At 43.6% G+C, this 16,406-nt stretch carries 10 protein-coding genes; 4 read left to right on the top strand and 6 right to left on the bottom strand.

Annotated features, from left to right (window positions below):
* Positions 1 to 140 precede the first annotated feature (140 nt).
* The 3 genes from DP117_RS21625 (at position 141) to guaD (ending at position 5,624) form a co-directional block, all read left to right on the top strand.
* Positions 141 to 1,691, top strand: coding sequence for a GMC oxidoreductase (locus tag DP117_RS21625; protein ID WP_169220302.1), 1,551 nt, complete (start codon positions 141 to 143; stop codon positions 1,689 to 1,691).
* Positions 1,692 to 2,279: 588 nt separating this feature from the next.
* Complete coding sequence (locus DP117_RS21620; RefSeq protein ID WP_169220301.1) at positions 2,280 to 3,827, top strand: GMC oxidoreductase; 1,548 nt, start codon at positions 2,280 to 2,282, stop codon at positions 3,825 to 3,827.
* A gap of 444 nt (positions 3,828 to 4,271) precedes the next feature.
* Entirely contained in the window at positions 4,272 to 5,624 is a 1,353-nt protein-coding gene (gene guaD, locus DP117_RS21615) for a guanine deaminase (protein WP_169220300.1), read from the top strand.
* Positions 5,625 to 5,779: 155 nt separating this feature from the next.
* Here guaD and DP117_RS21610 read toward each other — a convergent pair whose 3' ends face one another.
* From DP117_RS21610 to DP117_RS21590, 5 genes are all read right to left on the bottom strand, one after another.
* Positions 5,780 to 7,846: a ribonuclease R family protein gene (locus DP117_RS21610; RefSeq protein WP_169220299.1), complete on the bottom strand. Its 2,067-nt coding sequence runs from the start codon at positions 7,844 to 7,846 to the stop codon at positions 5,780 to 5,782.
* A 112-nt stretch (positions 7,847 to 7,958) separates the two neighbouring features.
* Entirely contained in the window at positions 7,959 to 8,174 is a 216-nt protein-coding gene (rpsR, locus tag DP117_RS21605; protein WP_169220298.1) for a 30S ribosomal protein S18, read from the bottom strand.
* 2 nt (positions 8,175 to 8,176) lie between these two features.
* Positions 8,177 to 8,371: a 50S ribosomal protein L33 gene (gene rpmG / locus DP117_RS21600; RefSeq protein WP_169220297.1), complete on the bottom strand. Its 195-nt coding sequence runs from the start codon at positions 8,369 to 8,371 to the stop codon at positions 8,177 to 8,179.
* Positions 8,372 to 8,416: 45 nt separating this feature from the next.
* The gene (locus tag DP117_RS21595; RefSeq protein WP_169220296.1) at positions 8,417 to 8,959 is read right to left on the bottom strand and encodes an RDD family protein; all 543 of its coding nucleotides are present in this window, start codon (positions 8,957 to 8,959) and stop codon (positions 8,417 to 8,419) included.
* A 132-nt stretch (positions 8,960 to 9,091) separates the two neighbouring features.
* Positions 9,092 to 10,681, bottom strand: a complete 1,590-nt coding sequence (locus DP117_RS21590; RefSeq protein ID WP_169220295.1) for an ATP-binding protein — start codon at positions 10,679 to 10,681, stop codon at positions 9,092 to 9,094.
* 417 nt (positions 10,682 to 11,098) lie between these two features.
* Between DP117_RS21590 and glp the strand changes: the two genes are divergently transcribed.
* Positions 11,099 to 12,352, top strand: coding sequence for a gephyrin-like molybdotransferase Glp (gene glp, locus DP117_RS21585; protein ID WP_169220294.1), 1,254 nt, complete (start codon positions 11,099 to 11,101; stop codon positions 12,350 to 12,352).
* Between the two features lie 223 nt (positions 12,353 to 12,575).
* Here glp and DP117_RS21580 read toward each other — a convergent pair whose 3' ends face one another.
* On the bottom strand, positions 12,576 to 16,139 hold the full coding sequence (locus DP117_RS21580) for a phytase (protein WP_169220293.1): 3,564 nt from the start codon (positions 16,137 to 16,139) through the stop codon (positions 12,576 to 12,578).
* Positions 16,140 to 16,406 lie beyond the last annotated feature (267 nt).

The following is a 16,406-nucleotide window of genomic DNA, read 5'->3' as shown; positions in this document are numbered from 1 at the left end:
GCTCTTTCTTTTCACAATCTTGGCAATTTGGCAACCAACTTATTGTCACTAGTGTAAAAACTGAATATACCTAACTTAAATAAGTAATTTAAGCTTCGTAGCATAAAAAATTTATTTTTGAAAATTACAGGAGATAAAGTGTGTCCAGGGTACTGAAGCGTCGTCAATTTCTCCAAGGTTCGCTTGCGGCTGCGGCGAGTGTAGGTGTATCTGCCGTTCGTGCTTCTGCTGTTCGTACTAAAGAAGATTATATTGAGGCAATAGTTATTGGTAGCGGTTTTGGTGGAGCAGTCGCATCACTGCGCCTTGGTCAAGCAGGAATTGAAACAATTGTACTGGAGCGGGGGCGACGATGGCAAATCACTGACGCTGGTGACACTTTCTGCACATACCAAAAACCGGATGGTCGCTCTACTTGGCTGAGCCCCACTACGATTGTATTCGACCAGGTTCCCATTGAAGTATATACTGGCGTCCTTGATGTCAAGAGAGGAGATGGGATGATTGCCTATCGGGGAGCAGGCGTTGGGGGAGGTTCGCTTGTCTACAGCGCTATTACCTATCAGCCAAACGAAGAACTATTCTACCAAGTCTTCCCACGCACCATCAGCTATGAAGAACTTGATCGGGTCTATTACCCACGAGTGCGTTCCATCCTCAAGCCTTCTCCAGTACCAGACGACATTCTACAAACTAACTACAACTTATCAAGCCGCATCTTTTTGGAACTAGCAGCCAAGGCTGGTCTCAAAGCCCGCAAACTTGATGTAGCCGTTGATTGGGACATTGTTCGCCAGGAAATCGCAGGTCAAAAGGTTCCTTCTGCCATTACAGGTCAAGGGTACTACGGTATTAATAGTGGTGCTAAAAACAGCTTAGACCGCAACTACTTAAGCATGGCAGAGGCGACTGGAAACGTTGAAATTCGACCCCTACATGTAGTCACTTCAATAGAGGAATCCGATAAAGAGCGTTACCGCGTTGTCTGCAATCAAATCAACGAGCAAGGGACTGTAATTGCTCAAAAGTCTTTTATTTGTCGCTATCTGTTTTTAGCAGCTGGTTCGATTGGAACCACTGAACTTCTGCTTCGTGCCAAGGCTAATGGTACATTGCGTCGCTTGAACAATCAGGTAGGAAAGTTCTGGGGACCAAATGGTGGTGCAGTGAGCGCTATCATCACTAATGGTTTGACTAATCCTACACAGGGTGGTCCAGCAACAGTAGGGGTTGAGTACTTCGACAACCCAAGCGATCCAATCACACTGGAGCCATTTCCTGCTCCTATTGTACCGGAAACTGTCATTGCTCTTGCGACTCTAAGTATTGGCAAACCGGAGGGCTATCTCACCTACAATACCTCTACCCAATCTGCTGATCTGTTCTGGCCGAGTAACTCAGCTAGTAATCAGAAAAATGCTCAAGCTGTCCAGTCTCTCTACCAACGGATCAACTCTGCCAATAATACAACTTTTGGTCAGCAGCCTGACTTTAGCGCTACAGTCCATCCTCTTGGCGGTGCAACAATAGATGCTGTATGCAACACTTATGGACAGGTTCACGGCTATCGTAACTTATTTGTTGTTGATGGTGCTTTCATCCCAGGCTCGACAGCTTGTACTAACCCCTCACTCACCATCGCTGCTTTAGCCGAACGCAGCATGGATCGCTTTCTCAACCGGAGTACTTGAGGTCAAAAAAGAACTGAAATCATCTGTATGCTAACTCCCGCAACGTGGCAGACAGATTTTCTAGTCTTGTCAGATGTGATAACTCAATCGGGCACCATCAGTAACCGTGCTTCATTTGTAGTTGAAAACGGTCGTCCAGGAATACAGAAAGCTTAGTCGTTCTCGGACATTGGTGAGAGTTGGGATCAAATGTGTATAATTTTTCAACCTACCCTCACCTGATTCCTGTATAATTTGCATTTAGGTTTATATCGTGTCCGGTAAATTACTTATGATACGTCCGCAGCGGAGCGCACAGCGGGCAAGGGAGGGCATATGGAACGAAGTGAAGTGTAGACTCCCACCAGAAGGCTTCCCGCTTTCTTAGCAATTCGCTTGCGGTTTGGGATTACTTCGCTATGCCTATGTCCTCTTGTCCACGCTCCGATAGCCGTAAGGCGTGGCAAAGCCATAGGGCGGCACGCTACGCGTTAACCCTCTGGGCGTGTGCTTTGCGCATACGCTTGCAATTGACTTGTGTTCAACCGGACATGATATTACTTGATATTACTTATTAGCAGAGTGTTTGAAAATTGCAGGAGATTGGGTGTGTATCGAGTGCTAAATCGTCGTCAGTTTGTTCAAAGTTCGCTTGCCGCTGCCGCGAGTATAGGTCTGTCCAGCCTTCGAGCCTCCGCTCAGAAAGCTGATGAATACATTGAAGCTATCGTGATTGGTAGCGGCTTTGGTGGAGCAGTCGCATCACTACGTTTAGGTCAAGCGGGAATTGAAACAATCGTACTGGAGCGGGGGCGACGATGGCAAATTACGGATGCTGGTGATACTTTCTCCACATACCAGAAACCAGATGGTCGTTCTACCTGGCTGAGTCCAACTACAATTGTATTTGACTCTGTTCCCATTGACGTGTATACTGGCGTCCTTGATGTCAAAAGAGGCGATGGCATCATAGTTTACCGGGGAGCAGGCGTTGGGGGCAGTTCGCTGGTCTACAATGGGGTGACTTATCAGCCGACTCAAGAACTTTTCTATCAAGTCTTTCCACGCACCATCAACTACGAAGAACTTGATCGGGTCTATTACCCACGAGTGCGTTCTATCCTCAAGCCTTCTCAAATACCAGACGACATCCTACAGACTAACTACTATTTGTCAAGCCGCATTTTTCTGGAACAAGCAGCAAAGGCAGGTCTCAAAGCCCGCAAGCTTGACATGGCTGTTGACTGGAACATCGTGCGCCAGGAAATCGCCGGTCAAAAGGTTCCTTCCGCCATCATCGGTCAAGTGTACTACGGTCTCAACAGTGGTGCTAAAAACAGCTTAGACCGCAACTACTTAAGCATGGCAGAGGCGACTGGAAAAGTTGAAATCCGACCCCTACATGTGGTCACTACGATAGAGGAATCTGATAAAGAGCGTTTCCGAATAGTCTGCAATCAAATCAATGAACAAGGGACTGTGATTGCTCAAAAGTCCTTTGTTTGCCGTTATTTGTTTTTGGCAGCTGGTTCAATTGGCACTACTGAACTTCTGCTGCGTGCCAAGGTGAATGGCACATTGCGCCGCCTAAACAATCAGGTAGGGAAGTTTTGGGGGACTAATGGCGATGCAGTGGGTGCTGTCATTACGAATGGTCCGACTAATCCTACACAGGGAGGTCCAGGAGCGACAGTGATTGAGCACCTTGACAATCCAATTGCCCCAATCGTCATTGAGCAACTTCCCTTTCCCATTGTCCCAGAAGATGTCATTGCTTTTTTTGGTCAGGCAATTGCCAAGCCGGAGGGCTATCTGACCTACAATACCTCTACCCAGTCAGCTGATCTGTTTTGGCCTAGCAACTCAGCTAATAATCAGAAAAATGCTCAGGCTCTTGAGTATACTTACCAACTGCTCAACTCTGCCAATAGTACAACTCTGGCTCAACCGCTTGACTTTAGTTCTACAGCTCACCCTCTTGGCGGTGCAACAATAGGTGCTGTATGTGATACTTACGGACAAGTTTACGGCTATCGTAACTTATTTGTTGTTGATGGTTCCCTCATCCCAGGCTCGACAGCTTGTACTAACCCCTCGCTCACCATCGCTGCTTTAGCGGAACGGAGCATGGATCGCTTTCTCAACCGGAGTACTTGAAGTCAAGCCATTCAGGAATACAGAAAGTCTAGAAAAATTAGTGCTTTTTGTTCTAAACAGCCCGTATCATTTTCCCTCAGGATGTGATACGAGCTTTTAAACATTTTACGCTCTTTATTTCAATATCCAAAAAACTCAAGAGAAAGTCCGAAAATCAGAATAATAATCATTATTGCAAGAAGGAAAAGCGGTTGTGATATGCTTCACGTCTGTTTTCGGTGTTGCATAATTGCGGGATGTTTTTGAACTTTTGTAAACTAAAAAACCTAACTTCTTCGCGCACTTCGCGTCTTTGTGGTTCAATAATTCATCCCTATTTTATGCAACGCCCAATGAATAATGTTTAGAAAATTAACTCGCCGCTTTTTTTTCAAATCCACACTCGCAATCAGTGCGTTAGCCCCTCCCTTGACAAGTACAACCCAAACTTATAAATCTCCTGCAATGGCTAAAACATCTCCTTCATCTGAATCCATCAAGGCTTTTCGAGGCTCTTTTCTGGATTGTGTCGCAGATCCATTCTATGTCTCCCAAGCAGAGAGTATTCGTTTCATTCCTGATGGATTACTTGTGCTCAAGGACGGTAAAGTAGAAGCATTTGGTGACTTTTCTACTATTTCTGGTAAATATTCTGGAGTTCCGATTACAGATTATAGTGGATTTTTGATCACACCAGGGTTTATCGACACTCACATTCACTATCCACAGACTGAAATGATTGCTGCTTATGGTGAACAGCTTTTGGATTGGTTAAATAAGTACACCTTCCCAACCGAACGGCAATTTCAAGACAAATCTTATGCTCAACGTATCGCGTCATTTTTCCTAGATGAATTAGTTAAGAACGGGACAACAACTGCACTTGTTTTTGCAGCAGTTTTTCCCGAATCTGTTGATGCTTTTTTTGAGGAAGCAGAACGCCGCAATCTCCGGATGATTGCTGGTAAAGTCATGATGAATCGTAATGCTCCAGAATATCTGTTAGATACGGCTAAGTCATCTTATGAAGATAGTAAACGTTTAATTAAAAAGTGGCATAAAAAAGGACGTCTTTTATATGCAGTCACTCCTCGTTTTGCAATCACTTCAACAGATGAACAGTTACAGCTAGCAGGTAAGCTATTACAGGAATTTCCTGATGTCTATATGCATACTCATCTGTCAGAAAATAAGGATGAAGTTGCATTTGTGAAAAAGTTATTCCCAGATAGTCAAGATTACCTTGCTGTCTATGAAAAGGCTGGTTTAGCAGGTAGTCGGTCAATCTTTGCTCATGGAATTTATCTGTCAGATTCTGAGTTTGAGCGCCTTTCCAAGGCAAATTGCGCTTGTGCTTTTTGTCCGACATCAAATCTTTTTCTAGGTAGCGGATTGTTTAACTTAGCAAAGGCTAAATCTACAACGACTCCAGTAAAAGTTGGTTTGGGTACAGATGTGGGAGGAGGTACTAGTTTCTCTTTACTTCAAACAGCTAATGAAGCTTACAAAGTTGCTCAACTTCAAAGACAAAAATTGTCTTCTTTTAAAGCTCTGTTTTTGGCAACTTTAGGTGGTGCAAAAGCTCTTTCACTTGAGGACAAAATTGGTAATTTTGATGTAGGTAAAGAAGCAGATTTTGTGGTTCTAAATCCGCTAGCAACCCCGCTGCTGAAATTACGTAATAAGGAATTAAGTCCGGCGAAAAGTACACTTGAGCAAGTCAGCGATCAATTGTTTGCTTTGTTTATTTTAGGTGATTCTCAGGTTGTTCATGCAACTCATGTCATGGGTACACTCGCTTACACGAAAAACGGCTAGAAGTCCTAGAAAATATCTGGTATTATCCGACTTTGGAGGAGATACGGCAACGAACGTTACGCATGAACAACAACAGGACGCTTGACTTGTTAACGAGAATGTCCGTAGCGCAAGCGCAATCACGGAAGAAGAACGCTAACAACTCCGACACAAAATTACATTGAATTCGCTGTCGGTTGTGCTTCTTGATAAACAATTTCCTGAAACTGAATCACATCCTTAAGTGGATCAGCATGAAAGACTTTTACTAATATCTGTTCGCCTAAGTTCACAGAACGTTTAAACAACATTGGCAATTGCAAGCCCAAATCTTCTAACAAAATCAGCGCTAAGCCACTGTCTTCTCTTAACCACATCAGGACTGTTGCTTCCCAAATTTCATCAGGCTGACGGCGCAGATACTCTAAAGCCCAATATCTATTGGTTTGCCGTTCTACCATTGTCACTTCTTGAGTGATTGAAGAAACGGTCATCATGACTTCTTTGAGTTGTTCTGCTGAAAAGGGTAACACTTCACCACGTAGGTGTGCTTTCAGTTGAAAGTGAGTCAACAAATCGCTGTAGCGGCGGATAGGAGAAGTTGCTTGGGTATACGTATCTAACCCTAAACCAGCATGCCTCACTGGAGTAATGCTCATTTCGCTCTTAGGCATACAACGACGCATCGCGCAAGCCCTGACAAATCCTGCTGGCAGTTGTAGCAATTCTTGCTCTGGAGGTAACTCCGGCTGTGGTTGACCGCGAAAGGGCAACGGGATGTTATACTTTTGACCGTAGCGGGCGGCAACTTCACCGGCAACAATCATCATTTCGGCTACTAATTGCCGTGATGTGGAGTCTTGTAAGATGTCAATACTGATATTGTCGCCTTTGACTTTAATCATCGCCTCTGGCATGTTGATGCTAATGGCTCCTTGAGCATACCGCCAAGCTTTGCGTCGTCGTGCCCAATTGGCGATCGCCGTAATTTCTGATTCTGCCTCGACACCCAAATCCAACACTTCATCGACATCTTCGTAGGTTAAGCGATAAGTTGGTTTAATAAAACTGGGATGAATGCTGTAATCTTCTACTGCCCCAGTGTCATCTAAAATAATCCCAAAACTCAAGGCACAACAGACTTGTCCCTGTACCAGACTCATTGGTCCTGTTGCTAGAACCTCAGGGAACATAGGAACCATACCTGTGGGCAAATAAACTGTACTGCCTCGCTTTCTTGCTTCTAAATCTAACTCATCTTCTGGGATCAACCAGCGCGTCGGATCAGCAATATGCACCCACAACCGTTCTCTACCATCGACAAGTGATTCCCAACTCAGACCATCATCTATCTCAGTTGTACTTTCATCATCGATTGTGTAAACCTTGAGATGGGTCAAATCCAAACGGTTGACATCTCTGTCTGGCATATGTGATTCCAATCGCTGTTGCGACACTTCTAATACCTTGCTAGCGAACTGTACCGGAATTGACGAACGACGTAAAAATAAGTTCTCATGGGGACTCCAGTAACCCAAGTCTACCAATAATTGAAAGGCTCCTTGGGGAGTTGCGGGACGTCCCAGCATATTCATCGTTTCCAAGACCAATGCTGGAGGAGGATACGCACGAGCTAAGGAGTCATAGTTTAACCCGACACGTACAGTATCAGCAATCAGCGCTGCATATTTTTCTAGAGCTTCTAGGCGATGGCGATCGTAGCGTTGCCATTCTATTGCTTCACCTTTGAGCGCGTGCTCTACTCTTGTCAGAAATTCCTGCTGTCCCTTAGCTTTTTGTGCTTCTACTTCAAGTTGGTGTTTACGTTCTGCGACTTGAGCTGCAGTTCGCGGTTCGTAAGCATCTCCCTTCTGTTTGAAGTAAATTTTATCATCTGATAATAAATGATACGCTGCGTAGCAATGGGCTGCTTCTGATTCTGAAAACAGTAAAATTGCCATCTCGGATGGCGTCACTGTTTCCCCACCTTCTACGAGTAATTCCCAAGCAACTTCTAAACTTGAGGGATCTAAATAAGGCTTGACTTCCTCTAGAAATTCTGGGATTTGCGAAGGCTTGTAGGTTTGCCCAGTCACTGTGTAGGTGATTTGCCGAGGTGCAAAACTGTGGGATTGACCACGTTCATCTACCACAAACAAACGACTTTTGCCGTCTGGACGGTCTACTACACCCAAACGGCGATCGCTACCAAGTCGAAATTCAACTAGCGTCCCCTTCTCCACAAGCCTCGCAATTAGTTATGAATATTTTGAAGTTTTCTTTTGGATTTTAGTTAGGAGTTAGGAGTTAGGAGTCAATCACTCATCGCTCTTAACTCATCACTCTTAACTATTATTAACCTTCGGCATTGATAAACGGCAACAATGCCAGAATACGAGCGCGTTTGATCGCGAATGTTAACTCTCGTTGTTGCTGAGATGTCAGCCCAGTAATCCGTCGAGGTAATATTTTACCTCGTTCAGTAATAAATTTACGCAGCAAATCCACATCTTTGTAATCGATTGCTTCTCCCGGCTTAATCGGGGATAGACGACGGCGATAATAGCTCATTGTTACTTAATCTCCTTGTGAACGGTATGGCTGTTGCAGTGCGGGCAGAACTTTTTCAGTTCTAGTCGATTGGTGGTGTTACGACGATTTTTCGTCGTTGTATAACGCGAAACGCCAGGAGAGCGCTTGTTTGGATTCGTGCGACACTCAGTACATTCCAGTGTCACTGTTATGCGGACACCTTTACTCTTAGCCATAATCTTACAAAAATCTACTCTAAGGAGAATTTACACAAATAGCTATTATCTCATATTGCGCCGCGTTTTATCAACAAATCGCTTAACTTTGATATCGAGTGAATAGCCCCGACGCGACGAAATGACCATAGTCTTGGCGTAGCGGTCATGCAAAGCTTGCCGCAATTGGGTATCAGAGAAAGCTGCACCACAATCAATCGCCAAGGGAATAAATAGCAGTATAGCAGTAGGATTACGTATGATGTTCGAGAGGGCAATCGAAACTAGAAGTGCAGCCAGCCCAAGTATTCCTTCTCGTTTTAAAAGAGATTGCAAATCCGGAACCTTACCTCGTTCGGCTTCTAGCACCTTGATGTCAAAAGCATAACGCCCCAAACTTTGCCCTTGATTGTTGTAAGGCACAACAACTCGCAAAAGAACCCAAGCAATAGCAAAAACCAGTATCTGAACAACTTGCACACCGAGTTGGGAACTTCCCAATAAGGAACTCACTATCCAAACACAAAGAAAATCAATGCCTGATGCCATTCCTCTTCGCCCAATCTCAACTTTAGGATAGTGTTTGGGAGGAACTTGTTCAATAGACATAGCTAAGATGTGTATTTTTATGAAGTTTAAAAGTTGGTTTTGTTTTTCCTCTATCTCAATGTTAAAGTGTTATGCCAAAGTGTTAACTCAACAGTTCTGAAATTCAGGGTGTATTTTGGGTTTACGCAGGAGCTAACGAATGGCACGCAGCGTGCGATCGCGTAAGAGCGATTGAGTTTGTAAATCTGAGCTACTTTCAATCAGTTCTAAAGATTGTACACTGTGATCACTCAATGGAATTTTGACTGTAAATGTGGTTCCTATTCCGACTTGGCTTTCCAAGTAAATCTGACCTTGATGCAGATCCACACACCTTTTAACGATCGACAGCCCTAGTCCAGTTCCTGGAATATTACCGACATTACTGGCACGATGGAAAGTTTCAAATAAAATGTGTTGGTCTTTCAAGGGGATACCAATGCCAGAATCTTGGATTTGAAACGTGACGTTATCATCTTGAGAATTAACGTCAAATATTATCACACCACCTTGAGGAGAATACTTGATTGCATTGGAGAGTAGATTCGTTAAAATATAACGCAACAGGTTTTCGTCTAGCAGAACTGGGGTATCTTTCCCTTGAAAGCTAAAAATAATTTGGTGTTTTTGAGTAGCACTCAGTTGCAAAGTTTGTGTCAGTTCGCTGCAGAAGTTTTCTAAATTTAGCAGTATCGGTTCGTATTGTAGTTTGCCTGCATCACTTCTGCTCCAAAATAAAACTTCATCTAATAATTGCTGCATCTGACGTATAGCAGTTTGAATGTTGCGAAAGTATTTACTTCTTTGCTGGTCAGACAACTGATGATTGTATAATTCGAGTAGTTCTACTGCTGTGCGAATGACAGACATGGGATTGCGGAACTCATGAGAAACCATCGAAACAAAGTTAGATTTCATTTCGTTGAGTTCTCGTTCCTGTTCCCAGGCTTTCATAATTTCTGCTTCAGCGCGTTTTTGCTCACTAATATCCCAACCTTGAACAATGAGTCGTACGACTTTTCCAGTTTCGTCTTTTAACGGTTTGAGGGAAAAGTCAATCCATACCATCACATCGTTGGTGCTGTGTAAGTGTAATTCATGGCGGACAAATTCACCATCAGCAGTTTTGGCAATGATACTCTTTAACCACTCTTGATTTTCAGAAGAAAAATTCCAGCTTTCAAGTTCCCACAACGGTTTGCCAATACAATTTTGTTGTTGACGACCCCACAAGTTAAGGGCTGTTTGGTTAATTTCCAGAATTATCCCTTCTGGAGTGAGTAGCGCCATCGATTGAAATGTTTGTTCAAACATGAAGTGCAAGCGATGTTCACTTTCTCGCAATTGCTTAAGAATTTGTCCCCGTTCAATCCCATAGCGAATAGCACGCCTGAGTAAGTTCGGTGTGATTTGTCCTTTAAGCAGATAATCTTGGACGCTATTTGCTACTCCTTGTAAAGCAAAGTCTTCATCGTCCAACTCCGTTAGTATGACAATTGGAATGTTGGGAACTTCCGTATAAAATTTTTCTACGGGATTCAATCCTTCAGAATCCGGTAGAGAGAGGTCCAATAAAACTATGTCAAAGATGCTTTTGCTACAAGCATTGATCGCATCGCTTAGCTGCTCAAAATGTACAACCTGCCATTTTTGTTTTCCTAAATGCCAAAGTGTTTGCTGCAGCAACTTGGCCTCGCTGAGATTATCTTGTATTAAAAGAATACGAAGTGATGCGTTATTCATAAAATTAACTTAATTTTGCCGCTGTGATGTGAACTTGGGGTGGTTCTTCGCGGCGAATCATAATGACGTCGTCATTATGATGTTGAATGAGCTGTATGAATTGCGCTGTGTCAGTAGTCACTGTTAATCAAGAGTTATAGGTAATAATAACATTGCTTTACACAATCTTTACTTAAAAATTGCAAAGAACCAGCCGCAGTATAAAATAACAGTCAGTCAGACAAAAGCTCTGACGGTAAAATCAACGTGGTGATCAAGCAGCAAGTAGCAAACTAATTGCTGCATTTACATTGACCTTTTCACAATGTAACTCATGTCGTCTCAACTCCGCGCGAGTTCAGAGAATCTTGGTATTTTGATGTTTCAGTTTTGTGCTTGAAAAGTCTCTTGCTTCAAGGTTATTACGAGGGCAATACTATGTTATCAGTGAGTGATGCAGAAGCGATTATTTTCAATTTAGTGCAACCCTTGGATACTCAACAGGATACAGAATTGGTTGATTTGTTGGTAGCGAGCGATCGCATTTTAGCATCTGAGGTAACTAGTCAATTAGATTTTCCTCACTGGGACAACTCAGCAATGGATGGCTATGCAGTACGATACGAAGATGTCCAGCACTGTAGCGAAGAAAAGCCAGTCGTTTTAGAAATTGTTGAAGAAATTCCTGCTGGAGTTCAACCGAAATCTATCATAAAACCAGGGCAAACAGCGCGGATTTTAACAGGTGCAGTCATGCCTGCAGGTGCGGATACAATTGTGATGCAGGAGAGAACACACAGGGAAGAAAACCGTGTCATCATTCTTGCAGCCCCAAAGCAGCAAGAAGAATTTGTGAGAAAACGGGGAATGTACTATCAAAGTGGGACACAATTACTACCAGCAGGCATTTTATTAAACGCTTCAGAAATTGCTGTCTTAGCCGCAGTTCAGTGCATGCAATTGAAAGTTTTTCGCCGCCCCCGTATCGCTATTTTGTCAACTGGAGATGAACTGGTTACACCTGACAAACGATTACAACCGGGACAAATTGTAGATTCAAATCAGTATGCGCTGTTTACTTTAGTACGGCAAAGTGGTGCTGAACCTCTGATGTTAGGAATTGTTAAGGATGAACCAGAGACGCTTAAGCAAGCTATTTCCCACGCCATAACTCAGGCTGATGTCGTTGTCTCTTCGGGAGGTGTTTCTGTGGGAGATTATGATTATGTTGAGCAAATTCTAGAGTCACTCGGAGGCAAAATTCACGTTAGTGCTGTTGCAACCAAACCAGGTAAACCTCTGACTGTTGCGACATTTAGCAATGAAGCACGTCCAATTCTGTACTTTGGTTTGCCAGGAAACCCTGTGGCTGCTTTGGTAAGTTTTTGGCGGTTTGTACAACCAGCCATCAAAAAACTTTCAGGACTTGCTCAAGGTTGGGAACCAGTATTTATCAAAGCGCTGGCACGTCAAGAGTTATGTTCTGGTGGTAAGCGCGAAACTTACGTTTGGGGTCAATTGTACATCAAAAATGGAGTTTACGAATTTCAGCCAGCAGGTGGACTTCAAAATTCTGGGAACTTAATTAATTTAGCTCAAACCAATGGCTTAGCTGTTCTACCAGTGGGTACGACACTGATTGCTGCTGGAGAAGAAGTGCAAGTCCTACAAAATGGGAAAATTGCCGGATGATGAAAACAAGTACATGGGAGGCTTTTTTTTCTAAATTGAGCCTCTGTGGGAACCAAGGACAATCTAAATAATGATTCGCGGGACGCAAAGTTTTATATTGGTCGCAATTCATCTAAGATAGATTGACAGGTAAATGAAAAAAGAGGCGATCTGCGCTGCTTTGCAGATCGCTTGAATGAGTACAATCAAAAAGGTTTGTGAAGAAATTTCACTGATGAAGTCCTCACCAAATGACATCGCCACTCAAGTTATTTTCTGCCCCAATGACAGAGGAGTATTGGGTAATATCGCTGCTAGCACTTCCATTCAGGAGGTTTGTGTTGGGGTTGCGAGGGTTATAACTGCTGGTGTCAATTGTCAACGGGTTGGGGAAGGCGTAAGCAATGTTTTCCCAAGGTACAAACTTAAAGTTGGTGTTGACGTTTTCACCATCGACAATGTTAGCAGGCAAATTTCTGCCATCTTGAGTAATAAACACACCATTTGGGAAGTTGGAACCCAATGGTACGTTAGTAACATCTGCACCATCTGACTCTTGAACGCTGTCAATTCCTCCATTGTTACCAACAGCAAAGCGTCCCACGAAGTCATTTTGACCTTCACGAGTGTAGACTGCAAAGGTGCTGTCACCTTGGCTAGAAGCTAGCAAGTAACCTGTACCATCTTTGCCATAGTAGATGGAAAGTCCTTCCACATCGTCTTCTACATAGCTACCGCCCAAGTCTTTCACTTTGTCAATTAGCGTACCAGTTGTTCCACCATTTGGTTCTGCTTGATACTTCCAAATCCCCACATCTTCCTGACCAATGTAGAGGAAACCGAGTTCTTGGTCTGCTACCATTCCCTCTAGCTGAGCATCGCGTCCAACAGTTGTAGGTACTGTGAAATTACGTAGTTTTTCTGCACCAATTTTACCATTACCTGTGTCAACCAATTTGTACTGTGCGACATCTCCAGTTTCTCTGCGATTGGCAAAGACGTAGTAATCATCTGTTACAGGACTACGGTACAAAGCTATGCCATAAGCACTCCGCGACGATGGTGAGTAGGGGGCTTCAAAGGGCGATGCTTGGAACAGAGTACCAATACTGCTATCTGTGATATCTTCCAGGTATTGACCAGAGGCATTGGGATGGGGATTGATTTTGAAGATAGCCAGCTGATCGTTGTTGCGGTCTGTGGCGACGGCAATATCAACAGAATCACCGCCTAATTTCAAACCGTATTGCAGGTCAATGTTATTGTAACGTATATTACCTGGATTAAATTCTTGTAACAGATTACCAGACAAGTCATAAACTCGTAAGCCTGCATTTTTAACTGCTGTCAGTACTAGGCTTTGTTCTGGATCAGAGGAATTTACGTAGATAGCAGGGTCATCTGCATCAGCGCGTTGGTCACGTGGTAAATTTGGGTCATTCGACAAGTCAGGACGGGTTTCCACTGTAGGCGCTACAGTTGGAACCAAGTCTGCACCCAAAGTGAGAATTTGAGTAAATTGATTTTGGCTAAAGTTGTTGTCACTCACCAAAACGATGGACTGACGACCATCATCCAGTTTTGGACCAAAGGCGATGCCTTCTATATTATCTGTACCTGTAGGTAAGTTCAGCGAGTTAAGATTTAACACCAAACGCTTTTGGGCAGGTTTAATATCTGCTAGTTGTTCAGCACTTAAATTATTGAGAGAATCATAATACTGGATGTCAGTTGCTCCTTGCAGGCTGACTTCATAGATTTTGATAGTATTGCCAACTCCTACAGAGAAAGAGCGTTCTAACGCTAGCAAGGTACCTCGGTTATCAAGTGCGAGTAAGTCTACTAAGCCATTGTCAGCCGAACCAGTGGTAGGGTTTGGGGTTGCGGCAACTGCATCAATATTATAAAGATATTCCTTCTCTGGCTGTCCGCTCACTAAGTTATATTGCAGAATACGAGAACGGCTTCCATCAGTGAGTGTAGCAATAGGACCATCTTGGAAGAGAGCGTTTTCAGTTGCTGTGTATAAAGTTTTTTGGTCAGGCGTAATGGTGAGACTTTCAAATGCAAAGTTGTTGCGAATACCTGAGATCTGAGTATCACCCGCATCGACAACACCGTTTCCATTTGTATCTTGCACAACAGGAAGAAACTTGTTAGGAACAGCCAAGGAACGGACTTGCTGTCCCGTAGTCAGGGAAAATTCATTGATAAAAGGATTTGTGATTTGTCCTGTAGTGATATTCACCTCTCCCTCAGAAGAAATGAATACCGTGTCTTTGTTAGTTAAAGCAATGCCTTCAGGGTCGAGACTATTGAGTGGGAACTCTTTGCCATTCTCATTTTTGAGAGTCGTCACATCTGTAAATGTGACACTCAAGTCGGTGTTTTGAGAAGATGCAGTTTCTAGGGTAAGTGTATAGAAGCGGGCAGGAGCAAATTGGGAACGGTCATCTGAGATACTGTAGAAGCGATTATTTACAGCATCATATGTGATTCCTGACAATCCCCCAACAGGAATTTCTTTTCCATTCACGCTTCCAGCAGTACCATCCGGGATAAAGCCGGTGGACAAGATGGTTTGTCCTGAGAAGTCTAAATTAGGAATTGTCCTACCTGCTTGTGTGGGTGGTACCTGCAAATCTACCCATACCAAGCGATGGTCAGAACTGGGGAAACCACCAGACAAACTAGAGTTGAAAGTACCTACCAGTGGGAACAGTGGGTCACTATTGAGGGGCCAGAAAACGGCTGAGTTTGTGATGTTTAAGTCAGTAGAAGGTAATACATAATCTGTCCGCAAATTCCCAGGATTCGTATCTGAAAAGTCTGCTGTGTCAAAAGCAGGATTTCCTCTATGATTTAAATTTGCTCCTCCTTGTAAGACTGCTTGCTGTGAACCACCGGAACTGGAAGGAGTGAAATTCGTATTGATGCTGGGGTTCAGCAAGAATTGCCGAATAGCGTTGTTGTAGCTGTCGCCATCAAAGGGGTCTGCATTTTGATCACCCATAATCACAAAACGTGATCCAGCAGCAAGACCACCCTGGTTTCCCTGATCGTCGTAGATATAATCACCGTTACCTGGAGTAATGTAATCTGAAAAGAAACGAATTTCGTCGTAGTTGCGCTTACCATTGCGGTCTTCAAGACCATCGAATGTCGGGGGTGTCGGATGACTTACCAAAGCGTGAATTGTCTCGCCATTTACTGTAATGGGAACATCCCAATGACTCTTAGAAGAAAGACGCAACACGGCTTGTTCTTCTTCTGAGTACCAAGGTGTCTTGGAGTCAGGAAGAGCAACTGTAGATAACAGTGAGTCAGGCATATCCTTCCACAGAAAGTTCTGGAACGTCCGCACATTCGCAGTATCGATGGGGTACTTCGACAGCAATAACATTCCGTACTGACCGGGGAACTCGCCAAAGCCAAAAGCATCGTCACCATATCCTCTTGTACCAGGAGTTGTGACGACTGTACCATCGTTATTTAAGTCAAATCCAGATGAAATACCAGTATTTGAGGGTGCTATGTAGACGTAAGGATAGTCAACTGGGTTCGCGCCGTTTTGACTAACACCTAAGTAATTTTTCTGGAAGAGTCCGACAGGTTCAAGAGGATTTGCTTCGTAGTAATCAAACTCGTTAATCAGTAAAACATCTGGGTTACTGCGCTGGATAATTTCAGCAACAGCTTTTGCTTGAGGATTATCAGGGGTGGACAAATCAGTGACTAACTGACCTTCGGCGCTGCGGTTTAGAGAAGCATTGAATTGTGAAAAGCGGACTGTGTTACTGGTTACCATATCTTCGCCTTCATTAAGTATCTACATACAACGACAAGCTTTCCAGCCCAAGTGATAGTACGCGTCTTTTGTATGAAGAAGCGCAAATGTTGAAACGTTTGCTATCGTTGGTGTGTATTAATTTGTATTCAGTAATTCAAATTATCTTAGAAAGATTAAGAAGTAGATAGCAAAAGGTTAAGACACTAGTAAAACTTGTAACCGTTTTCACAGGGGACAGATACGCAATCAGTCACAGAGAGTCGGGGGAGTCGGGGGAGTTAGGGG

Origin of the sequence: Brasilonema sp. UFV-L1 (genome assembly GCF_012912105.1) — a bacterium.
In the GTDB taxonomy this organism is placed as follows: domain Bacteria; phylum Cyanobacteriota; class Cyanobacteriia; order Cyanobacteriales; family Nostocaceae; genus Brasilonema.
This window is presented reverse-complemented; position numbering and strand designations above follow the sequence as displayed.